Here is a 19,925-nt window from a genome sequence, read left to right as displayed (position 1 = left end):
AGGGATACCTTTATCGTTAGGATGATGGCGCTCAGTTGTCGCCTTTGAATACGGTTCCCGCAGGGAGCACTGGTGTTTTTTCCAGGGCTTCAACCGGTGTCTGCGGGAGATAATGTTCAACTTGATGAGCCGGAATGTCGGCATAATCCTGTTTCAGCCAGCGAATAAATCCGCCGACTTTCACCAGTAAAATGACGAGGAAGGGAAGGGCTGTGAGCACGACGGTGGTTTTCATCGTTTCCAGCGAAGCACCGGTAAACAAGATGGAAAGCGGGATCAGAGTGATCACCACGCACCAGAAAAGACGCAGCCCACGGTCAGGATCGTCACCTTCCTGGAGATTACGCGTACTGGTCGCCGCCATGGTGTAGGCCACTGCATCCATATGCGAGGCAAGGAAAATAATCATCACGCCCAGGTATGCGGCGAGGAACAATTTACCGGCTGGCAACGACATCAGAACTTGCTGTACAGCTGTTTCGCCGCCCAGTGTTTCCAGCACCTGTGGGACGTTGATTACGCCATTGATAAACTGATGAATGGCATAGCTTTCCATTACGCCGAAGAAGAACCAGCAACCGACGGTGCTGCCGAGGATCAGTCCCCAGATAACTTCTTTAATCTTACGACCGCGGGAAACGCGGGTGACAAACATTGCTACGCCAGGGGTGTATGAGATCCACCACAGCCAGTAGAAAACGGTCCAGTTGCGGGTAAATGAACCATCGCCAAGCGGATCGGTGAATAAGCTCATTTGCAGGAAGTTTTGCGTGGTCAGGCCGATGGCATTGATGATGCTGTTGGTAATAAATTCGGTTGGACCGACAATCAGCACCAGTAATGGCAGCAGGAACGCGCCCCAGCCAACCATTTTGCTCAGACGTTGCAAACCGTTGTTGATACCAATCCACGAGCTTAGGCAAAAAATGCCGCCGGAAAGCAGGATCACAAATGCCTGCACGGTGAAGTTATCGGGTAAACCGGTCAGCGCGGAAAGTCCACGAGTAAAGGTTGCTGCGGTGACAACAAGGGAAATAGTCAGTGCGCCGACAGTGGCGATCAGAAACATCAAATCAACCAGTTTTCCCCATGGGCCTTGCGGGCGAACGCCGGTAATCGCGGCAATAATGCCGGAAAGACTCAGACCTTTGTTTTTACGCACATGAAAGTGATAAGCCATGATTAATGAGGCCAGCGTATAAGTTGCCCAGGTGCTGATGCCCCAGTGGAAGAAGGAGTAAGGGACGCTAAATTCGAGTGCCTGTTGTGAACGTGGTGCGATATTTAATCCAGGCGTTTGATAATAATAGGCCCATTCAGCAACCCCCCAATAAAGCGTAGAAGAACCTAAACCGGCACAAATAAACATAAACAGCCAGGAGAGCGTGCTGTATTCCGGTTTTCCTTCGCCAAGACGAATATTGCCGTATTTACTGGTGGCTAAATAAATCACCAGTCCCATTGCCAGCAAAACCAATACCTGTACGGCGGAACCTAACGTACGCGTAACAAAAGTGTATATTGTGTTGGCCGCGTCGGCCGATTGTTGTGGGAAAAGGCTTAATGCAGCTGCGATGAAAAGAATGGCCACCAGGCTGATGCTTATCAGCGGCACATCTTTTTTCTTAACATTGCTCATCATGAGTCATCTCCTGGGCATAAAAGCCCGTCTCTGGCTTTTGCCAGTTGTAATTATTTGCAGGGTAATGAGTTGTATGTTGTGTTTAACAAATTGATTATTTGCATGTTACATAAATTAAACAATTAAGAATACGGAAAGCCATAAAACACGAAACGGAAACAATAAAAGGTGAAATGACGCAGGTTATTAACTGCAAAGAACGAATAAAAAAACCGCGTCAGTGACGCGGTTCAAATAAACTGGTTTGACCTTAACGCAAAATAATTTTGCAAATCGCGTCGGCAACCTGTGGCGTGGTGGCACTGCCTTTCATATCCGGTGTTTTCGGCCCGTGAGCAATCACTTCTTCAATCGCTGCCAGAATACCGTTATGCGCTTGCTGGAAACGCTCATCGCCATTGCCGAGAAAATCGAGCATCATCGCACCGGCCCAAATTGTGGCGATAGGGTTAGCAATATTTTTCCCGTAGATATCCGGCGCGGAACCGTGGACAGGCTCGAAGAGCGACGGGAAAGTGCGTTCCGGATTCAGGTTGGCGGATGGGGCAATGCCAATGGTGCCGGTGCAGGCCGGGCCAAGATCGGAAAGGATATCGCCAAACAAATTGGACGCCACCACCACATCGAAGCGTTCCGGCTGCATCACAAAACGCGCGCAGAGAATATCAATATGCTGCTTGTCCCAGCGGATCTCCGGGTAATTCTCGGCCATTGCTTCCACTCGCTCATCCCAGTACGGCATGCTGATGGCTAAACCGTTTGATTTAGTGGCAGAAGTTAGCGTCTTACGTGGGCGGCTTTGCGCAAGTTCGAAGGCATAACGCAAAATGCGATCGACACCACGACGCGTAAATACCGATTCCTGAATGACGACTTCATGCTCTGTACCTTCATTCACTCTACCGCCGAGCGAGGAATATTCGCCTTCGGTGTTTTCCCTGACCACGTAAAAATCGATGTCGCCAGGCTGTTTTCCCGCCAGCGGGCAGGGAACGCCAGGAAAGAGACGAACCGGGCGCAGGTTGACGTACTGGTCGAATTCACGACGAAATTTCAGCAGCGAACCCCACAACGAAATATGGTCCGGAACGGTATCCGGCCAGCCGACGGCACCAAAATAGATGGCGTCGAAACGGCTAAGTTGCTCATGCCAGTCGTCCGGCATCATTTTACCGTGATGGCTGTAATACTCGCAGCTCGCCCACTCCATTTGCTCAAAACTCAAGTCGAAGCCCCAGCGCTCAGCGGCAGCCTGTAATACGCGAATCCCTTCAGGAAGGACTTCTTTGCCAATCCCATCTCCCGGGATCGCAGCAATACGCATCGTTTTCATCATTGGGTTCTCACTTCCTGACCATCAAAATTGACAACATCACCATCCTATAATTGACTGAAAAGGAATTAATCCCCGTAACTGGTGAAACATAAAACACGAATCATGAATAATTTACCGCTGCTGAACGATTTGCGCGTCTTTATGCTGGTGGCTCGCCGGGCTGGTTTTGCCGCCGTGGCGGAAGAACTGGGCGTTTCACCGGCGTTCGTCAGCAAGCGCATCGCCTTGCTGGAGCAAACGCTAAACGTGGTGTTGTTACACCGCACCACCCGCCGCGTCACCATTACCGAAGAAGGAGAGCGGATTTATGAATGGGCGCAGCGGATTTTGCAGGATGTCGGTCAGATGATGGACGAACTTTCTGACGTGCGTCAGGTGCCGCAGGGGATGCTGCGTATTATCAGCAGCTTTGGTTTTGGACGACAGGTGGTGGCTCCGGCGTTATCAGCGCTGGCTAAGGCGTATCCGCAACTGGAATTACGTTTTGATGTGGAAGACCGGTTGGTCGATTTGGTCAATGAAGGTGTTGATCTCGATATTCGCATTGGCGATGACATCGCCCCTAATTTAATCGCCCGCAAACTGGCGACTAATTACCGCATTCTCTGCGCGTCGCCGGAATTTATTGCGCAACATGGCGCGCCGAAACATTTAACCGATCTTTCCGCATTGCCGTGCCTGGTCATTAAAGAGCGCGATCATCCTTTTGGTGTCTGGCAATTACGCAATAAAGAAGGCCACCATGCGATTAAAGTCACCGGCCCACTGTCGTCTAATCATGGAGAAATTGTCCATCAGTGGTGTCTCGATGGGCAGGGGATTGCTCTGCGCTCCTGGTGGGATGTTAGCGAAAACATTGCCAGTGGTCATTTAGTGCAAGTGCTACCGGAATATTACCAGCCAGCGAACGTCTGGGCCGTTTATGTTTCAAGGCTGGCGACGTCAGCGAAAGTGCGGATAACGATAGAATTTTTACGCCAGTATTTTGCCGAGCACTACCCGAATTTTTCACTGGAGCATGCCTGATTAATTATTCAATTATCGGGTTGATATCGGGTTAAAACCTGATTTTCTCCTTTCTAAGCCGCTACAGATTGGTTAGCATATTCACCTTTAATCGCGCATGATCGAAAGATAATTAAAGAGGTTAATGTGTTCGCTGAATACGGGGTTCTGAATTACTGGACCTATCTGGTTGGGGCCATTTTTATTGTGTTGGTGCCAGGGCCAAATACCCTGTTTGTACTCAAAAATAGCGTCAGTAGCGGTATGAAAGGCGGTTATCTTGCGGCCTGCGGTGTATTTATTGGCGATGCAGTATTGATGTTTCTGGCATGGGCTGGAGTGGCGACATTAATTAAGACCACCCCGATATTATTCAACATTGTACGTTATCTTGGTGCGTTTTATTTGCTCTATCTGGGGAGTAAAATTCTCTACGCGACCCTGAAGGGTAAAAATAACGAGGCCAAATCCGATGAGCCCCAATACGGGGCCATTTTTAAACGCGCGTTAATTTTGAGCCTGACTAATCCGAAAGCCATTTTGTTCTATGTGTCGTTTTTCGTACAGTTTATCGATGTTAATGCCCCACATACGGGAATTTCATTCTTTATTCTGGCGACGACGCTGGAACTGGTGAGTTTCTGCTATTTGAGCTTCCTGATTATTTCTGGTGCTTTTGTCACGCAGTACATACGTACCAAAAAGAAACTGGCTAAAGTTGGCAACTCACTGATTGGTTTGATGTTCGTGGGTTTCGCCGCCCGACTGGCGACGCTGCAATCCTGATACATTCAGCCCGCGTTGTCGCGGGCTTCCCACTTGTAATCCTCCCTGATTTTTCTCTGATATGGTGCTAAAAAGTAACCAATAAATGGTATTTAAAATGCAAATTATCAGGCGTACCCTGAAACGGCTGGAATAAACCGTTTTCAGCGCATTCACCGAAGGAGGGAAAAGGATGCTGCAAATCCCACAGAATTATATTCATACGCGCTCAACGCCTTTCTGGAATAAACAAACTGCGCCTGCCGGAATATTCGAACGTCATCTTGATAAAGGAACGCGCCCGGGGGTTTACCCACGCCTTTCCGTTATGCATGGGGCGGTCAAATATCTCGGCTACGCTGATGAACACAGTGCAGAGCCTGATCAGGTGATCCTTATCGAAGCGGGGCAGTTTGAGGTGTTCCCTCCAGAAAAGTGGCACAACATTGAAGCCATGACTGACGATACTTATTTCAACATTGACTTCTTCGTGGCTCCTGAAGTCCTGATGGAAGGTGCGCAACAACGGAAAGTCATTCATAACGGGAAATGAATCATGGGCAAAGCAACGTATACCGTGACCGTCACCAATAACAGTAATGGCGTTTCTGTCGATTATGAAACAGAGACGCCGATGACTTTGCTGGTGCCAGAAGTGGCGGCTGAAGTGATAAAAGATCTGGTGAATACCGTGCGTTCTTATGACACGGAAAACGAACATGATGTTTGTGGTTGGTAATTATCACTGATCGTTGATGGCGCAATTTCTGCGCCATCGCAAAAAAATCCTCCGTGATGCTCGTCACAAATCTTGCCCTCCCGATGTTGTGCTATGCTTTTTATCAGCGACTAACCCGCTAATGCAAAACAGATAAGTGAGGAAACAATGGGCATTCTGTCATGGATTATTTTTGGGCTTATTGCCGGTATTCTGGCGAAGTGGATCATGCCAGGTAAAGATGGTGGTGGATTCTTTATGACTATCCTGCTGGGGATAGTCGGTGCCGTAGTCGGCGGATGGATCAGCACGCTGTTTGGCTTTGGTAAAGTCGATGGCTTCAATTTTGGCAGCTTCGTGGTTGCCGTTATTGGTGCGATTGTCGTGCTATTTATCTACAGGAAGATTAAAAGTTAACGCTTAAATTGCACAAAGGCTGCACACAGGCAGCCTTTGCTATTTTTTAGAGGTGACGTTACCACCATCCCAGCTCAGTGCCGAGTACGACAATAATCGCCACACCCATCATAATAATCGTTGTTTTTTTCATCTTTATGCCCCCGGGGCAGCATAGCCGCCAATAAAAAACCATGCTAAAAATACGACCGCTGTAATAAAGATTACAACCGGAAAAATAATACCGATTCGCATGTTATCACCAATCAAAAGGATGTGAATACGCCTCAGCAATGTGGCGCTGAATGCGCGACAAAAGGTGTTTTCTGTTTGTGTTTTTTCTCCTGATACATCGCAATATCGGCAGCATGCAGGGCACTGTCTGCATCGGTTGTTTCAGGATCGACTTCTACTATGCCAAGACTGGCACCGGGATAATACAAATCAACATCACCTAAGTGATATTCTCCACGTATTTGCTGCTGAATGCGTTCTCGCAGCGACGAAATATCCGCATTCTCGTTGTTTAGTGAAACAACCAAAAACTCATCACCGCCGAGACGACCAATAACTTCGCCATTTTGCTGGAGCGTATTAAGGCGCTCGCCAACCTGAATGAGAAACAGATCGCCACTATTATGACCAAAACGATCATTGATTAATTTGAAGTTATCCAGATCGATAAACGCGATCATTATCTTATGGTTAAGATGCCGGGCGAGAGAAAACAGCGTCGTCAGATTTTCAAAAATCGCCCGCGGATTCGGCAACCCGGTTAACGAGTCGGTATACGATTGCGCAATCAGCGCAGCATTGGCTTCGCGCAACTGTTCAACCAGTGCCTCTTTTTGAATATATTGTGCAATCAGTCCGGCGAATAACTGTAAAACCTGTTCCGCGCGTTCACTCCACTGGCGCTTCTCACTGCTGGCGGCGCAAAGCGTGCCATAGAATGATCCATCCGGTAAGTGAATTGGTGTGCTCAGAAATGTGGAGATGCCAAGATTGCGTGCCGCAATACAGTCGCCCCAACGGTCAGGGACTTCATCGCTGAAAAAGCAGTTTTCATCAATGGCGCGTTTGCATAACGAGTAATCCCACGAGACGGTAAAATTCTCCGGGATGTGCATTTTCTGGCTGTTACGGGCAAACATAATATGCTGCAGGCGCGCTTCGACATCCACTTTGGTCAGGTAGGTTGATTCCATATCAGTGACCATTTCCAGCATCTCCAGAAGCTGTCGGACCAGACTTTCCAGTGACTGTTCTTTGGCAAGGGATTGCGAGACGCGGGCGATAATCTGATCTGACACGAAACAACTCCAGGATACGGCGGGTAAATGCTGATTATTTAATCTTTGCAGGCATGATAAAACATCACCAACAAAGATGAAACAAGACGTAATATGTTTTGAGTGAATGTAATAAAAATAGTGCTGCAAAACAAAACGATACCGCGATACTCTAAGCGTAGATAAATGAGTGAGATCAATAAATGAAAATTATCAGTTTTGCTTTGCCTTGCTTGCTGGTCCTGGCTGGTTGTTCAACCTCTTCTCAGCCAGAAGTACCTAAACCGCCGCAGATTGGTATGGCAAATCCGGCGTCGGTCTATTGCCAGCAGAAGGGCGGGACGCTCATTCCAGTGTCGACAGCGCAAGGGGTCAGCAACAATTGCAAATTACCGGGCGGTGAAACGATTGATGAATGGGCATTGTGGCGACGGGACCATCCGGCTGGTGAAAAATAACCGCCGGATGCTGTACTAAAATCACAAGCTACGTAGCCAGTCGGCCAGCACCAGCGCATGGTTCTGCGTGGTGTTTTTTGCTGCGTAGAGCAGGGTCAGCGGCTGTTTTTTGGCGATGTCCGCCAGCCGCTTTCCTTCTTGCTCGTGTTGCGCCAGTTCTGCAAGATATTGCTCGCGAAAGGTTGCAAAATCGACGACTTCGCCGTGAAAGGCTTTGCGCAGTTCCGTTGACGGCGTGATTTCTTTATCCCACTCATCAAGGGCTAAATCGGTTTTTTTGATACCGCGCGGCCAGAGGCGGTCGACCAGTACGCGATAACCATCGCTCTGTTCAGCCGGATCATAAACGCGTTTGCACTGAATATTCATCGTGTTTGTTCTCCCTTTCACGCATGATTTGTCACGTCACTATAGCACCGGATATTAGCGAATTTCTTTGTCTCTCCCGGCGCAAAGTCCGAAAATCGCCATCAGTAGTGAAAGTATTGCAACACCCATCAGTGGTACGGACCAGTCACCGTTAGCATCGTGTATTTTACCCATTAGCGGCGGCCCACAGGCTGCCAGCAAATACCCGACGGATTGTGCCATCCCCGAGAGTGCCGCCGCCTGATGCGCAGAACTTGCCCGAAGACCAATGAACGTCAACCCCAGTATCATTGTTGCGCCGGAACCAAAACCGAAAAGCAGAGTCCAGGTGATCGCGTGCGCTGGCATAAAGCAGAGCCCAACAGCGCCCACTGCGCACATCAAGGCAACGAACGCTGCAATACCACGCTGATCTTTCACATGATGTAAGAAAAGAGGGATCAGCAAACCGGGAGCTGCTGTGGCTAGTTGCAGCAAACCATGCAGTGAACCCGCCTGTGCTTCGCTATAGCCGTGACTGATGAGGATCGCCGGAAGCCAGCCAATAATCACGTAATAGATCAGTGAGTTGATCCCAAGAAACAATGTTACCTGCCAGGCAAGCGGCGAACGCCAGATACCCCGAGTATGTAAGGCGCGCGAGGTACTCAAATTTGCATGTTGTTGGCTTCGCCACTGTGGCAGCCATAAAAAAAGAGCCAGCAGAGGAAAACACATCAGCATGAGCAACGCGCCTTGCCAGCCAAAACCGTTCAAAGCCAGCGGCACTATCATAGCCGATCCCAGTGCCGCTGCAGCTCCCATTGTCAGGGAATATGCGCCGGTAAGTCTGGCGACGGAATGAGGGAAATCGCGTTTAATTAATCCTGGCAGTAAGACATTGCCTAATGCAATCCCACCGCCAATGACCGCTGTACCGCCAAATAATAAGTAAGGCGAAGGGAGAGAGCGAATTGCGATACCAGCACAGATCAAAAGTAACGCGGCAAACAGGCTACGTTCCATACCAAAACGTCGCGCTACCGGGGTGGCCAAAGGTGAGATTAGCGCAAAGGCCAATAATGGCAGGGTGGTCAATAAGCCGGTTTGCGCTGTCGTCAGCGAGTAAGCGGAACGAATCGTATCCAGTAACGGTGCTGCGCCGATAAAGGTGACGCGTAATGTTGTGGCAATCATCAGAATGCCAGCGATAAGGACAATCCTGTTTTTGCCGCTTAATGAAGTTGAACAGGTCATATGCTTCTCATTGTTACAAACGAGGCTGTACCTTACCGTTTTTATTGTTATGTTGAATCAAGCTAAAATGACAAATTATCGCTAAATTCGGACAAAATGATGCACAGGTTGAATCTCAATGGCTATGAACCCGACCGACACCATGAAGCCGCGGTCGCATTTTGTATTCACGCCGGAACGGATGAGTTAACCAGTCCTGTACATCAGCACCGCAAAGGACAGCTGATACTAGCATTACATGGTGCAATTACCTGTACGGTGGAAAATGCTTTGTGGATGGTGCCGCCGCAATATGCGGTTTGGATACCGGGCGGGGTGGAACATAGCAATCAAGTGACAGCTAACGCTGAACTCTGTTTTCTGTTTATCGAACCCAGCGCAGTGACAATGCCGACAACATGTTGCACATTGAAAATATCGCCCTTATGCCGGGAATTGATTTTAACCCTGGCAAACAGGACGACGACTCAGCGTGCTGAGCCGATGACCCGCAGATTAATTCAGGTCCTGTTTGATGAACTCCCTCAGCAGCCACAACAACAGCTGCACCTGCCCGTTTCTTCTCATCCTAAAATCCGCACGATGGTGGAGATGATGGCGAAAGGGCCCGTCGAGTGGGGGTCATTAGGGCAATGGGCTGGCTTTTTTGCGATGAGTGAACGCAATCTTGCGCGACTGATAGTAAAGAGACGGGGTTGAGTTTTCGCCAGTGGCGTCAGCAGTTACAGCTGATTATGGCACTTCAGGGATTAGTGAAAGGCGATACTGTACAGAAAGTTGCTCATACGCTGGGGTATGATTCAACAACGGCCTTTATTACTATGTTTAAGAAAGGCCTGGGGCAAACGCCAGGCCGATATATTGCGGGATTAACTACTGTTTCCCCACAATCAGCGAAACCAGACCCGCGGCAATAAGCGGGCCGACCGGTACGCCGCGAAACAGCGCCACGCCTAAAACAGTGCCTACCAGCAGCCCGGCGACCAGTTGCGGCTGGCTGCCCATTAAGGTCACGCCGCGCCCACCCAGCCAGGAGACAATCACGCCTACTGCAATTGCCACCAGCGATTTCCAGTTCAGAAACGAGTGAATCAAGGTTGAGGGCGGTAGCGTCCCGCTGGCGATGGGGGCCATAACGCCAATCGTCAGAATGATTATCCCGATACTTAGCCCCTGTTTTTCAATCCACGGGAAAAAGGTGCTTAACGGTGTGACGCGGACAATGATCAACACCAGAATTGAAACGGCGACAGTGGTGTTATGACTGATAAAGCCCAGCGCAGCTAACCCGAGCAGGATCAGCAAAGTGACATCAAACATCGTGGTTTCCTTGCCAAAAAATAATAAGCCTGCTTACTTTACGTTTGCTGCAGGAAGGAAGTAGAAAATCTTTACGTTTTTTGCATAAAAAATCAGGCGAATTGTCATCAAACTGCCATTTGTGCACGCTAACAATAACGTGAAAACAGCTATCTCCCGGGGGCATGCTATGAACGATCAAATGTTCGTCGAGACACTGATTATCACGTCATCGTTTTTTGCCATTGCTGTTGTGCTGGTTTTGTCCGTTCTGCTTATTGAACGGACAGGCTAGTTACGCAGTGCGGCGGAAATTGAGCAGTTCTGGTTGCGCAATGCGCAAATAATCCGTGGTTTTCAAAATAACGGATTTATCCAGCATCCCTGCATTGAAGGCGATTTCATCAAATCGTTCGAAGAGTAGAGGGTCGGCAACCAGTTTGAGTTTTGGATGGAAGCTGAAAGGGGGGATCGCGCCGAAGACACAGCCTGTGAGTTCATCGACTTCAGCAGGGCTGGCTAACGAAGCGCGTAATCCGCCTATATGGCTGGCAAGTTGGCTCAGATCGGCCTGTTGATCGGCAGCGAGGATCGCCAGAACATGTTGATTTACGCCATTGCCTTTGACTTTACATACCAGTGCCTTAGCTCCCTGGCCTAAAGCGGTGCCACGAATTTCTGACACCGCTTCACATTTACCTACCGCTTCATGGGTAACGACGCGGAAGTTAGCACCTTCTTGTGATAATAAAGCGATTAACCGCTGATGCGTCACGCTTCCTTTAGCCATTTCAGTCATTTCACGCTCCTGAGATTACAAGCAAACAACCACAGAAGGTTATCATGAACGGCTGTTTTTGTTCTGCTTATTGACATATAAACGCTCATCGGAAGCTTTATACGCATCATGTAACGTATCGTTTTCTTTCATCGCGTAAATACCGGAAGAGAAGCCGATTTCTTTCTGCGGCGCGATATGTTGCAGACGTTTTTCGATACGTTCAGGCAGTTGTGCTGCAATTTGCGGCGTCGAATCGACAAGAATGATGCAGAATTCATCGCCACCGAGTCGGATGGCATAATCACTTTTACGAATCGATTGTTTAATCGCCTGAGCTAATAACGTAATCGCTAAATCCCCCTCCTGATGACCGAGGGTGTCATTTATTTGCTTTAACTTGTCCATGTCAATTGCAATAAACATCACCGAAGAACCGGATTGCACCAGTTTCTGCAACCGCTGCTCCAGTTCAGGGGTTAAAATTTTGCGATTATACAGTCCAGTCATCGCATCACTAATATTTTCTCGCGACACATTTTGGTATAAACGGAAGTGCATTCGGACCATATTCAGCAAAATTAACGCCGTCAAAATCCAGAACAGAACGCTTTTCCACGAAGACGTGATAAAGTAAAGAATATCAATGGATAACGAGACACGAATGCCGCCCGGTAAGTCATGGACGTAACTGACATACTGGAACAGATTATCTTCGCTCTGGTTGATGATAATGTCGCGCCCCGAATCGGTATCGGTTAGCGTGACATTGAGAAAACGCCAGAGGAGAGGGCGGTCATGAGTGTAAAAGATATTCCGCAAATTGTTTTTGTTAATATCCAGCAGCACAATCCCTTTTAGCTGCCCTGCGACATATACCGGCGTCAGCAAACTCATCACGTTCTGTTTAGTACGCTGATCCTGGTAAATGCTCGACAATACGGTACGCCCGGTAAATACCTTTTCAATATCTTTGCGATCGATGCCAATACTTCCTGACTGCAGGAAGGACCAGTTATTCATCGCAAAGTATTCAACATTAACCGGCTCATAAAAATAGACATAGCGGTCATTGAGATCGAGATAATAGTGAAATTTCTCTTCGGCCATCCCAAGACCTGAACCGTAATCATCCTGGTGGCGGTTGCCTTCCACTGCCTGATCAAAAGCGGGTAATAGTGCTGCAGCTTCCACAATTGTGTCGCAGTCAGTGGATGCGGTTTGTAGTGTGCCGCGTAAGCCCGGGTATTTATGGGCAGTCAGGTTTAAGCCATGGGTATTATTGGCAGACTCAAAAGCCTCGCAGATGGCGCGCCGCTGTTCTGGCGACACTTCCGACTGCTCAGCAGCGAGAGCGCGCATCACATGCGCGGCAATACTCTGATTCTGATACTTATCATAAAGAAAGGAGGAGTCTGCTTTCTGCACGATATAGCGCAGATAGGCACTCATTGCTCTGTCGCTGGCGACAAGTTCAAAAATAAGGAAGGAAGATGTCAGCACAATGACACTTGCGGCGATAAAATGCCGGGTAATGACTCCAACTTATTGATAGTGTTTTATGTTCAGATAATGCCCGATGACTTTGTCATGCAGCTCCACCGATTTTGAGAACGACAGCGACTTCCGTCCCAGCCGTGCCAGGTGCTGCCTCAAATTCAGGTTATGCCGCTCAATTCGCTGCGTATATCGCTTGCTGATTACGTGCAGCTTTCCCTTCAGGCGGGATTCATACAGCGGCCAGCCATCCGTCATCCATATCACCACGTCAAAGGGTGACAGCAGGCTCATAAGACGCCCCAGCGTCGCCATAGTGCGTTCACCGAATACGTGCGCAACAACCGTCTTCCGGAGACTGTCATACGCGTAAAACAGCGAGCGCTGGCGCGATTTAGCCCCGACATAGCCCCACTGTTCGTCCATTTCCGCGCAGACGATGACGTCACTGCCCGGCTGTATGCGCGAGGTTACCGACTGCGGCCTGAGTTTTTTAAGTGACGTAAAATCGTGTTGAGGCCAACGCCCATAATGCGTGCAGTTGCCCGGCATCCAACGCCATTCATGGCCATATCAATGATTTTCTGGTGCGTACCGGGTTGAGAAGCGGTGTAAGTGAACTGCAGTTGCCATGTTTTACGGCAGTGAGAGCAGAGATAGCGCTGATGTCCGGCAGTGCTTTTGCCGTTACGCACCACCCCGTCAGTAGCTGAACAGGAGGGACAGCTGATAGAAACAGAAGCCACTGGAGCACCTCAAAAACACCATCATACACTAAATCAGTAAGTTGGCAGCATCACCATCGAGTACTTAAAGGGCTTGCGTTAATTGTAACTTATTACGGCATATTACGGCATGGATGTATGCCGTAATACGGCAAAAAAAGCCCCTGAAACCCGCTATTTACCATCAATACGGCAACTAAGTATAGAGATACGAAATCCATTCCATTTCATTCCATGTATTTCTTTCTCTATCAGTATTCCAAGAAACTGTGACTTGCGTCACGAATACTACTCGTCGTGAACTCCTCGTAGTATTGGTTAGTAACGTTGCGTTTTTCTCGCCAGTACTCGAAAACCCGCAAGGCGTTACTACTCGCTTTGCTCGATAGATGTTAGTACAGCAAATGAAGTACCTAAAGTGAATTGGTAAGTACGACATGCCCCGCCAGTTCCACAACTCTCGCTCTGGTCATTTCCACTACTATGATGCTATTGGATAGCTACATAAAGTACTGGATCAAGTAGGCATTTTTTGTGTACAAAGAGGGAATTAAGAGAGGGATACCATGAACAGAAAACAATTCATCCAGTCGCATGGTGCTACTTGTAGTAACTGGACTTGGAGTTGGTCATTTGTGAACCACGACAAGAAAATGGTTATCTTTGGTGCATGGGATGTACAAAAAGAGCAAGAAAGATCAGTCATTCTGAGGGAGCGGTGGAAAACCAAAGTTGTGGAGGGAAAGGAAAGAAAAAATCTTGGATATATTCAAGCTATTGAACACATTCAATTGATAGCTGAAGGTTATGAGCTTTACACGTTTGATATGGAGCAGGGACGAAACGATGAGAATAGAGATGTAGCTGTTATCAAACGGTTCACTCCAAAACTTGAAAAACGTTACCTTCGGAAAGAAGGAACAGTTTGGTATGCAGACTTTTTACCTAATCCATTTCCAGATGAAATTACCTCACCTGAAAACTACGCTGAGGGTGCAAAAAAGCAAGTTACAGTAAACTCCTACGAGCGTGATCCAAAAGCACGACAGGCTTGTATTGACCATCATGGTACTTCCTGCGGGTGTTGTGAGTTTAACTTTGAGAAAGTCTATGGTGAACACGCCAAGGGCTTTATACACGTTCATCATATCAAACCGCTACACACAGTAGGCGAGGATTACGAGGTAAATCCAATTACTGATATGGTTCCACTTTGTCCAAACTGTCACGCAATGGTACATCGCGGTAACGAAGTATTAAGTGTCGAAAGTTTAAAAGCACTGTTGTTTAAAGACAGCAATAAAATTTGAATTTATTTTAGACTTGATACGACATACTTGAAAAGTTATGAATACAATATGCTTTAAATTAGACATGTAAGTTGAGAGAAAAATGAGCATAACAACAATAGCAGCTACATATAAAGATGTGTTAACTATTGCTTTTTCGGCGTTGTCATTTATTATTGCATGTACTTCCTTATACTTCTCCGGTAGGGCAGCATGGCATGATAGATCAAGGCTAAAAATAACAGCTGACCTCGTCTACGAGTCTTTTGATGAGGAACCTTATAAAATCGAGGTGATAGTGATCAATGTTGGTAGGCGTGATGCAGTTTTGGAAGGGATGCTTTGCCATTATGAAAAAGGCATTAGGAGCCATTCATCTCCAAAAGAGAGCATTGTTATTAAAGAAAAGCAAAGAAAAAAATTTGAATTGGTAAGCTCAGACTTAGTCACGATAGATAATGAATGTGATATTTGTCATTTAGAAGATATAACTATTTTAGATGTGGAGGGGAATGAACATAAAATCCCTAACTCTCACAGACTCATTGCATTACTTAAGCAAGATAAAAAGACTTAAGAATAATATTTTTTGGAATGTAAGGTAAATGTTAGATGCCACTATAGATTGAGGGTTAGAACTACTAACCCACTATAGGGTTTACGAGATGATAAGAATGGAATTTAACACCTACGATGGTGATATATATTACTTCCTCTATTTATATAGGAGGTACGAAAGGGGGAGTACTTTAATGAAGACCTTATAAATCTTAATGTTGAGATGTTAGTTATAGCGGTGAGGATACCCCACCGTCTATTGGGAGTTGTGGACTCTAATTAGAGAAAACGAATAAGTTATTCATGTCCTTTTTCAAGGTTGCATGTGCTTCTATTAAACTATCAAATGTATCTACTAATAACTTTCCATAGCTGACATTGTAATGATATCTATCATGAATGTCATTTATATCAAAACTTATCGCTTCCCTCAATGTTCCTAAAGCAATTTGATTACTGAAGAAATAATTATTGAATATAGCTTCATCTTTTGGCGATACTTTCCAAAAGGTAAGTGATTGCAATTCGCTTTTTAATGAGGCTAACTTAATGTTTAATAGATCGATAACTTCTCGTTCAGTTTTAACTAAATGTGCGAAATTTTTTGGTTCTATATCTGGTTCAGTATTGTTAAGGTTGCATATATTTTCATATGTTTTCAACATCTCCAACGAAAAAAGATCGCAATTAGTCCAGAACTTAGTAACTTGATTTAAAGCATTTTCCTTTATTTTAGTTTGAAACCAATTTTTAGCGTTCCATGCTGCATATAGGGCTGCTCCAGCCATAATGAGATTGGCAATAGAACTAACCCAGTCACTAACCGATCCCCACTCGAAACCTTCAGAACCAACAAAGAGTGATTTTATTAGTACTAAAATTACAACAACCAGTAATACTGCTACGGTCGATAAAAGAACGATATTTAATTTTCTACAATCCATCGAAAGTAGTTCCTGAACGCATTAAAGGGGCAAATACTTTACCATCCGAAACACAATCAAGTACACTACCCGTTCACGTACTGCTCACATGTTGGGTTTGTTATTTTGTTGGGGTGAGCAGTACGTGTATCCTCAGAAGGGTAGTTCCCCCTGATCACAGAACCAATCACCTTCTTCACTGCTTTGATTCATCCGGTACTCAGCAGATAGATATGCTAACCCATCAATAACACTTATTAGTGGTGTTTCACAGGTAAGTACAAAACAATCTCTCTCTATAGTACCTAACCAGTATTCCCTGTACTGATTCTGGAAGAATACCCTATCCCCATAATGAAATTCTGTTAGTGCAGATCCCCAATAACACACGGTTGCCCAGCGACCGTTATGTGAGAACTTCTGAACCCCTCGCGTAATGGATGGATCATAGCCGTCTTTGCTCATTTGTTACCCTCCTCTATGTATTACTGTATATATGTACAGTATTGCAGTCAGTTTCCCAAAAATCCAGCACCCCTTTGTTTACCACTTTGAATGATTAATTCTATTGTAATGATCAATAAAATTGATCGATTTAATTGCCAATGTTTTAAAAATGATCAATTATCAATAACTTAAAGCGTAACGAGCAAAGTTATGAACATTGATAATTGGGCAATACCGATAACAAGTTTGGGTGGTCAGTTGCTGGGGGTTGAGTTGGTCAGCCATGTAGAACGCGAGGGAATCAGGCAGATCGGCCTATGGGAAGAAGAAGTACTTCATGGGCAACTAATGCTTATTGAAAGCAAGGCGGCATGGTTCAGGGATAACGGTTTGTATTGTGTGATTACTACTGGCCGTGGTGAACCATACGAGTACTTACCATTCCTTCGGCAGATGACAAGGGATATGAAAGTACATAACCAGCAGTGGCTTGATGATCTCGGTGTACATGGTGGTTCTGCTATTCCTCTGGTTACAGGTGATTTCGAGGTTGCCCGATTAAATAGAAGGTACACAGAAGAGAACATTGACCGTCTGATCTTTCCAGTACTCATAAAAAGCATTCGCCAGTACTGCGAGAAGGTGATCGTACCCGTCAGAGATAAAACGTATTACCCAATTCTCAGAGAGGCCGGTGTATGGGCGGTACAGGGAGAGTTCAGGCCAATGCGTTTTGAGCAATGTGAAAAATTAATAGGATAACAATAATGAAAAAATTACTAATTGGGTTACTGATTGCCCTTAGTACTGGATGTACTACTACGCACAGCTTCATGGATAAAGCTTACGTTGGCTATGTAGATGACAAGGCCGTAGTACTGTTTGATGCAGGAACACGTAATGGGGTGAAGTACTACCGTCCTCAGTTCCAGAGTGATTGCGGTCGCATCTATAACAAGATCTATCATGATGACAATACAAGTACTGGATGCCTCATACGAGATTCCCGCATTGCTGAACTACATCCCTATAGAGAGCATGTAAGTAAGGTAGTACCACATCAGACCGATAGTGTTCACGATTGGTTAGAAGGGGTCAATTCACCATCCCATATCCTCGACAATCTATAGGGTACGTATGGGAAAGGTAATGGTGATTTTGTTAGTACTGGCTGGGGTACTCTTCAACATTGCAGGTGAGGATGCACCCCAGCCACAGTACACGGACAATGAGAACCAGAACGCTATGGATTTCGCACAGTCACTAATCAAGGGTAAGTACCCATGCGATATGGTGACTATGGATAGTACTGAGAATGGTACAGGACGTATTGATGTACGGTGTGATGGTAAGTACCAGTATGAGATCATCCGGCATGATGGACAATGGCAGGTAGTATCGAAGTAATCCGAAAAGTTTAGTGCTTAGGCTGTATGGTGAGAATCTACAGGGCTTTTTCTTTATGCGGTGATAAGATCGGAGTGAACTTTTTATGAAGGAATAGTTAGTAGAATGAAAATTACAGTCGATAATATCTCTGAAATGTTTGCAGGAACTAAAGAACTACTAATCGGTGGCTTAATAACAGGTATCGTCGGAGTACTTATTTTAACTCGTGTTAGTGGTTATGAATACGTTAAAGTACCTTTAATGTTAGTAATGATATTCTTACTAACTGTAGTTCCTGGTTTTATTGCTATGCTTTTTTCACCACTAACGAAAGTATTTGCAAAGATATTTGATATTAAAAGCAGTAATATACTTTGCCGCATTTTCTCATTTCTATATTTCATCTTGTATATGGCTATTACTTTCTTGGTGACTAATTTTATATTCACTACCGCAATGTCATTACACGGCGGGGATGGTGGGTTGAGAGCATGTTTTGCAATTGGCTGTTTTGTCGTTGCAGTTGAGCAGACAAGAAAATTCTATAGTTTGCTTATCAAGTAAAGGGCAAGTACTAAAGAAATGTGTATTTGATGAAGGGTAAGTACTTTCATCAAATACGCAACAAATTACAAGGTGAGCATTTCATCACAATTGTTTTAATTAACGATATTTTAAATTATTTTACGTAATTGAAACAAAATCAGCCATATCGCTTGTTAATTGGTATTGAGACTTTGTAGGTGTTATCATGCAATTAAATCATTTGCATTGGTATCTCTTATGGAAAAATTGATATTGCTATTATTATTACCTTTAACAACAAGTGCAGCTATTCCAGACTTTAAATGCTGGGATATTCATAACGATTCATTTAGTACTGACATGAGTTTCTACGTTACAAGATATCTCGGTAAAATGCCGCCGCCTTATGGTGCATTTCATTATGAAACAGCACCTGATGAGAAATTTTACAGGGAACTGGTAATAACCAATGAAGCATTTGATGATGGATATAATTACGGTTCGAGATATCTAAACAAAGAAGGAACTTTGTACGATGATATTAAATGTAAGCGGCTTTGATACTCATGATTCATTGTATATAGCTTACAAAGTATATTAACCATTGCATTCAATGGGTCCCTCCATACTGGCGGTACTATCGAGGGTTTTCGGCAGCGGGTTTAATCAATTGTGTGTGAACAAAATGATCATACCCGCACCGCATTTAAAAAAGTACCACACCAATTTCATTAAATTCACATTGGCAATTATATCTTACTGGACACTCGCATAATTTAAACACGGCGTAAGAGCCTTTAAGTTCTTCAGTTACGTACTTTTCCATAAACTCGATATCATCTGGTTCACAAAAAAGATGAAATCCGACACCAAGATAATTACGCATTTTGTAGTTACACTGTCTTATAGCACTAATTTTATTTTTGTCAGCATTTAAGCCCCTAACTAATGGTACTACACCTTTAGTACATTTAAACTCAATAAAAATATAATCATCAGAGGGTGTGGATTTTTCACGCAGTATCAAATCTACTTTAGCAAGTTTACTATCAGGATAATCTATTGGATCGAGGTATATCGTAACTTCACGATGTAGCTCGTACTTCCTTTTTGAAGTTAGATAATGAGCAAATTCTATTTGCAGCCACTTTTCCCAATCATTAGTTTCTTTTTTCACGAAAGAATATAGTCTTTTTTTTATCTCATCTTTCTTCAAAAATCCGTTCAGCAATTTTACTAACAGAGAAAAATCATTGTTACGGTCTGACATTGTAAACC

26 protein-coding genes and 1 pseudogene are annotated in these 19,925 nt (G+C 45.4%); 13 read left to right on the top strand and 14 right to left on the bottom strand.

The window, feature by feature from the left end:
- Positions 1-31: 31 nt before the first annotated feature.
- Positions 32-1,642, bottom strand: a complete 1,611-nt coding sequence (yeaV, locus tag C1P89_RS08470; protein ID WP_000987539.1) for a BCCT family transporter YeaV — start codon at positions 1,640-1,642, stop codon at positions 32-34.
- A 250-nt stretch (positions 1,643-1,892) separates the two neighbouring features.
- Positions 1,893-2,978, bottom strand: a complete 1,086-nt coding sequence (gene dmlA / locus C1P89_RS08465; RefSeq protein WP_000978510.1) for a multifunctional D-malate/3-isopropylmalate/tartarate dehydrogenase — start codon at positions 2,976-2,978, stop codon at positions 1,893-1,895.
- Positions 2,979-3,080: 102 nt separating this feature from the next.
- Here dmlA and dmlR point away from each other — a divergent pair, with 102 nt between their 5' ends.
- The 5 genes from dmlR (at position 3,081) to C1P89_RS08440 (ending at position 5,883) form a co-directional block, all read left to right on the top strand.
- Positions 3,081-4,004: a DNA-binding transcriptional regulator DmlR gene (gene dmlR, locus C1P89_RS08460; RefSeq protein ID WP_005138615.1), complete on the top strand. Its 924-nt coding sequence runs from the start codon at positions 3,081-3,083 to the stop codon at positions 4,002-4,004.
- 126 nt (positions 4,005-4,130) lie between these two features.
- On the top strand, positions 4,131-4,769 hold the full coding sequence (gene leuE / locus C1P89_RS08455; RefSeq protein ID WP_000457202.1) for a leucine efflux protein LeuE: 639 nt from the start codon (positions 4,131-4,133) through the stop codon (positions 4,767-4,769).
- A gap of 172 nt (positions 4,770-4,941) precedes the next feature.
- Positions 4,942-5,301 carry a DUF1971 domain-containing protein YeaR gene (gene yeaR, locus C1P89_RS08450; RefSeq protein ID WP_000939321.1) on the top strand — a complete coding sequence of 120 codons (360 nt, stop codon included), beginning with the start codon at positions 4,942-4,944 and terminating at the stop codon, positions 5,299-5,301.
- 3 nt (positions 5,302-5,304) lie between these two features.
- Positions 5,305-5,487 (top strand): DUF1869 domain-containing protein, encoded by a 183-nt coding sequence (locus tag C1P89_RS08445; protein WP_000513737.1) that lies wholly within the window; start codon positions 5,305-5,307, stop codon positions 5,485-5,487.
- A 147-nt stretch (positions 5,488-5,634) separates the two neighbouring features.
- Complete coding sequence (locus C1P89_RS08440; RefSeq protein WP_000512153.1) at positions 5,635-5,883, top strand: GlsB/YeaQ/YmgE family stress response membrane protein; 249 nt, start codon at positions 5,635-5,637, stop codon at positions 5,881-5,883.
- A 58-nt stretch (positions 5,884-5,941) separates the two neighbouring features.
- Here C1P89_RS08440 and yoaJ read toward each other — a convergent pair whose 3' ends face one another.
- Genes yoaJ through dgcP form a run of 3 tightly spaced genes read right to left on the bottom strand, consistent with a single transcriptional unit; the run spans position 5,942 to position 7,175 of the window.
- Entirely contained in the window at positions 5,942-6,016 is a 75-nt protein-coding gene (yoaJ, locus tag C1P89_RS08435) for a protein YoaJ (protein ID WP_001386836.1), read from the bottom strand.
- Between the two features lie 2 nt (positions 6,017-6,018).
- Positions 6,019-6,117, bottom strand: a complete 99-nt coding sequence (locus C1P89_RS08430; protein ID WP_001219350.1) for a YoaK family small membrane protein — start codon at positions 6,115-6,117, stop codon at positions 6,019-6,021.
- 32 nt (positions 6,118-6,149) lie between these two features.
- Positions 6,150-7,175: a diguanylate cyclase DgcP gene (gene dgcP, locus C1P89_RS08425; protein ID WP_001283451.1), complete on the bottom strand. Its 1,026-nt coding sequence runs from the start codon at positions 7,173-7,175 to the stop codon at positions 6,150-6,152.
- Between the two features lie 182 nt (positions 7,176-7,357).
- Here dgcP and yoaF point away from each other — a divergent pair, with 182 nt between their 5' ends.
- A complete protein-coding gene (gene yoaF, locus C1P89_RS08420) occupies positions 7,358-7,612 on the top strand; it encodes a DUF333 domain-containing lipoprotein YoaF (protein ID WP_000691906.1) in 255 nt (84 codons plus the stop codon).
- A 21-nt stretch (positions 7,613-7,633) separates the two neighbouring features.
- Here yoaF and C1P89_RS08415 read toward each other — a convergent pair whose 3' ends face one another.
- Positions 7,634-7,981: a DUF488 domain-containing protein gene (locus C1P89_RS08415; RefSeq protein ID WP_001297652.1), complete on the bottom strand. Its 348-nt coding sequence runs from the start codon at positions 7,979-7,981 to the stop codon at positions 7,634-7,636.
- Between the two features lie 54 nt (positions 7,982-8,035).
- A complete protein-coding gene (gene nimT / locus C1P89_RS08410; RefSeq protein WP_000128453.1) occupies positions 8,036-9,217 on the bottom strand; it encodes a 2-nitroimidazole transporter in 1,182 nt (393 codons plus the stop codon).
- A 96-nt stretch (positions 9,218-9,313) separates the two neighbouring features.
- Here nimT and nimR point away from each other — a divergent pair.
- Positions 9,314-10,134: pseudogene (gene nimR / locus C1P89_RS08405) on the top strand (DNA-binding transcriptional regulator NimR).
- On the opposite strand, the gene C1P89_RS08400 reads toward nimR, so the two are convergent.
- Entirely contained in the window at positions 10,091-10,537 is a 447-nt protein-coding gene (locus tag C1P89_RS08400) for a DUF441 domain-containing protein (protein WP_000460707.1), read from the bottom strand. The pseudogene nimR and the gene C1P89_RS08400 sit on opposite strands and share 44 nt — an antisense overlap.
- Before the next feature lie 169 nt (positions 10,538-10,706).
- Between C1P89_RS08400 and yoaI the strand changes: the two genes are divergently transcribed.
- A complete protein-coding gene (yoaI, locus tag C1P89_RS08395; RefSeq protein WP_000999630.1) occupies positions 10,707-10,811 on the top strand; it encodes a small membrane protein YoaI in 105 nt (34 codons plus the stop codon).
- Here the strand turns inward: yoaI and yeaK are convergent, their stop codons facing one another.
- The 3 genes from yeaK to C1P89_RS08380 form a co-directional block, all read right to left on the bottom strand.
- Positions 10,812-11,315 carry a mischarged aminoacyl-tRNA deacylase gene (yeaK, locus tag C1P89_RS08390; protein ID WP_000138052.1) on the bottom strand — a complete coding sequence of 168 codons (504 nt, stop codon included), beginning with the start codon at positions 11,313-11,315 and terminating at the stop codon, positions 10,812-10,814. It abuts the gene before it with no gap.
- Between the two features lie 42 nt (positions 11,316-11,357).
- A complete protein-coding gene (gene dgcJ, locus C1P89_RS08385; protein WP_024261240.1) occupies positions 11,358-12,830 on the bottom strand; it encodes a diguanylate cyclase DgcJ in 1,473 nt (490 codons plus the stop codon).
- Between the two features lie 9 nt (positions 12,831-12,839).
- Positions 12,840-13,537 (bottom strand): IS1-like element IS1A family transposase gene (locus C1P89_RS08380; protein ID WP_237158186.1). Its coding sequence is split into 2 segments (ribosomal slippage): positions 12,840-13,288 and positions 13,288-13,537, totalling 699 coding nucleotides; the frame shifts between segments, so codons are not numbered across the junction.
- Positions 13,538-14,082: 545 nt separating this feature from the next.
- Here C1P89_RS08380 and C1P89_RS08375 point away from each other — a divergent pair.
- Both C1P89_RS08375 and C1P89_RS08370 read left to right on the top strand, forming a co-directional pair.
- Positions 14,083-14,826, top strand: a complete 744-nt coding sequence (locus C1P89_RS08375; RefSeq protein ID WP_001080479.1) for an HNH endonuclease — start codon at positions 14,083-14,085, stop codon at positions 14,824-14,826.
- A gap of 82 nt (positions 14,827-14,908) precedes the next feature.
- On the top strand, positions 14,909-15,382 hold the full coding sequence (locus C1P89_RS08370; protein WP_000029077.1) for a hypothetical protein: 474 nt from the start codon (positions 14,909-14,911) through the stop codon (positions 15,380-15,382).
- 256 nt (positions 15,383-15,638) lie between these two features.
- On the opposite strand, the gene C1P89_RS08365 is transcribed toward C1P89_RS08370, so the two are convergent.
- Both C1P89_RS08365 and C1P89_RS08360 read right to left on the bottom strand, forming a co-directional pair.
- Positions 15,639-16,307: a hypothetical protein gene (locus C1P89_RS08365; RefSeq protein ID WP_000340587.1), complete on the bottom strand. Its 669-nt coding sequence runs from the start codon at positions 16,305-16,307 to the stop codon at positions 15,639-15,641.
- Positions 16,308-16,439: 132 nt separating this feature from the next.
- A complete protein-coding gene (locus C1P89_RS08360; protein WP_000031010.1) occupies positions 16,440-16,751 on the bottom strand; it encodes a hypothetical protein in 312 nt (103 codons plus the stop codon).
- 192 nt (positions 16,752-16,943) lie between these two features.
- Between C1P89_RS08360 and C1P89_RS08355 the strand changes: the two genes are divergently transcribed.
- The 3 genes from C1P89_RS08355 to C1P89_RS08345 all read left to right on the top strand — a co-directional run bounded on the left by C1P89_RS08355 (position 16,944) and on the right by C1P89_RS08345 (position 19,208).
- A complete protein-coding gene (locus tag C1P89_RS08355) occupies positions 16,944-17,495 on the top strand; it encodes an EAL domain-containing protein (protein ID WP_001017964.1) in 552 nt (183 codons plus the stop codon).
- Positions 17,496-18,245: 750 nt separating this feature from the next.
- Positions 18,246-18,686 carry a hypothetical protein gene (locus C1P89_RS08350; protein WP_000705803.1) on the top strand — a complete coding sequence of 147 codons (441 nt, stop codon included), beginning with the start codon at positions 18,246-18,248 and terminating at the stop codon, positions 18,684-18,686.
- A 219-nt stretch (positions 18,687-18,905) separates the two neighbouring features.
- The gene (locus C1P89_RS08345) at positions 18,906-19,208 is read left to right on the top strand and encodes a hypothetical protein (RefSeq protein ID WP_129025646.1); all 303 of its coding nucleotides are present in this window, start codon (positions 18,906-18,908) and stop codon (positions 19,206-19,208) included.
- A 145-nt stretch (positions 19,209-19,353) separates the two neighbouring features.
- On the opposite strand, the gene C1P89_RS08340 is transcribed toward C1P89_RS08345, so the two are convergent.
- Positions 19,354-19,917: a hypothetical protein gene (locus C1P89_RS08340; RefSeq protein WP_001283839.1), complete on the bottom strand. Its 564-nt coding sequence runs from the start codon at positions 19,915-19,917 to the stop codon at positions 19,354-19,356.
- Positions 19,918-19,925 lie beyond the last annotated feature (8 nt).

This window comes from Shigella sonnei (assembly GCF_002950395.1).
Taxonomy (GTDB): Bacteria; Pseudomonadota; Gammaproteobacteria; order Enterobacterales; family Enterobacteriaceae; genus ECMA0423.
This window is presented reverse-complemented; position numbering and strand designations above follow the sequence as displayed.

Excerpts from the sequence above, each read along its gene's own strand:
- C1P89_RS08400 (WP_000460707.1), bottom strand. The coding sequence starts at position 10,537 with ATGTTTGATGTCACTTTGCTGATCCTGCTCGGGTTAGCTGCGCTGGGC.
- yeaR (WP_000939321.1), top strand. The coding sequence starts at position 4,942 with ATGCTGCAAATCCCACAGAATTATATTCATACGCGCTCAACGCCTTTC.
- nimT (WP_000128453.1), bottom strand. The coding sequence starts at position 9,217 with ATGACCTGTTCAACTTCATTAAGCGGCAAAAACAGGATTGTCCTTATC.
- yeaV (WP_000987539.1), bottom strand. The coding sequence starts at position 1,642 with ATGATGAGCAATGTTAAGAAAAAAGATGTGCCGCTGATAAGCATCAGC.
- C1P89_RS08365 (WP_000340587.1), bottom strand. The coding sequence starts at position 16,307 with ATGGATTGTAGAAAATTAAATATCGTTCTTTTATCGACCGTAGCAGTA.
- C1P89_RS08415 (WP_001297652.1), bottom strand. The coding sequence starts at position 7,981 with ATGAATATTCAGTGCAAACGCGTTTATGATCCGGCTGAACAGAGCGAT.
- C1P89_RS08375 (WP_001080479.1), top strand. The coding sequence starts at position 14,083 with ATGAACAGAAAACAATTCATCCAGTCGCATGGTGCTACTTGTAGTAAC.
- dmlR (WP_005138615.1), top strand. The coding sequence starts at position 3,081 with ATGAATAATTTACCGCTGCTGAACGATTTGCGCGTCTTTATGCTGGTG.
- C1P89_RS08430 (WP_001219350.1), bottom strand. The coding sequence starts at position 6,117 with ATGCGAATCGGTATTATTTTTCCGGTTGTAATCTTTATTACAGCGGTC.
- C1P89_RS08370 (WP_000029077.1), top strand. The coding sequence starts at position 14,909 with ATGAGCATAACAACAATAGCAGCTACATATAAAGATGTGTTAACTATT.
- C1P89_RS08345 (WP_129025646.1), top strand. The coding sequence starts at position 18,906 with ATGGAAAAATTGATATTGCTATTATTATTACCTTTAACAACAAGTGCA.
- C1P89_RS08440 (WP_000512153.1), top strand. The coding sequence starts at position 5,635 with ATGGGCATTCTGTCATGGATTATTTTTGGGCTTATTGCCGGTATTCTG.
- C1P89_RS08360 (WP_000031010.1), bottom strand. The coding sequence starts at position 16,751 with ATGAGCAAAGACGGCTATGATCCATCCATTACGCGAGGGGTTCAGAAG.
- yoaI (WP_000999630.1), top strand. The coding sequence starts at position 10,707 with ATGAACGATCAAATGTTCGTCGAGACACTGATTATCACGTCATCGTTT.
- yoaF (WP_000691906.1), top strand. The coding sequence starts at position 7,358 with ATGAAAATTATCAGTTTTGCTTTGCCTTGCTTGCTGGTCCTGGCTGGT.
- yeaK (WP_000138052.1), bottom strand. The coding sequence starts at position 11,315 with ATGACTGAAATGGCTAAAGGAAGCGTGACGCATCAGCGGTTAATCGCT.
- C1P89_RS08445 (WP_000513737.1), top strand. The coding sequence starts at position 5,305 with ATGGGCAAAGCAACGTATACCGTGACCGTCACCAATAACAGTAATGGC.
- dmlA (WP_000978510.1), bottom strand. The coding sequence starts at position 2,978 with ATGATGAAAACGATGCGTATTGCTGCGATCCCGGGAGATGGGATTGGC.
- C1P89_RS08340 (WP_001283839.1), bottom strand. The coding sequence starts at position 19,917 with ATGTCAGACCGTAACAATGATTTTTCTCTGTTAGTAAAATTGCTGAAC.
- C1P89_RS08355 (WP_001017964.1), top strand. The coding sequence starts at position 16,944 with ATGAACATTGATAATTGGGCAATACCGATAACAAGTTTGGGTGGTCAG.
- C1P89_RS08350 (WP_000705803.1), top strand. The coding sequence starts at position 18,246 with ATGAAAATTACAGTCGATAATATCTCTGAAATGTTTGCAGGAACTAAA.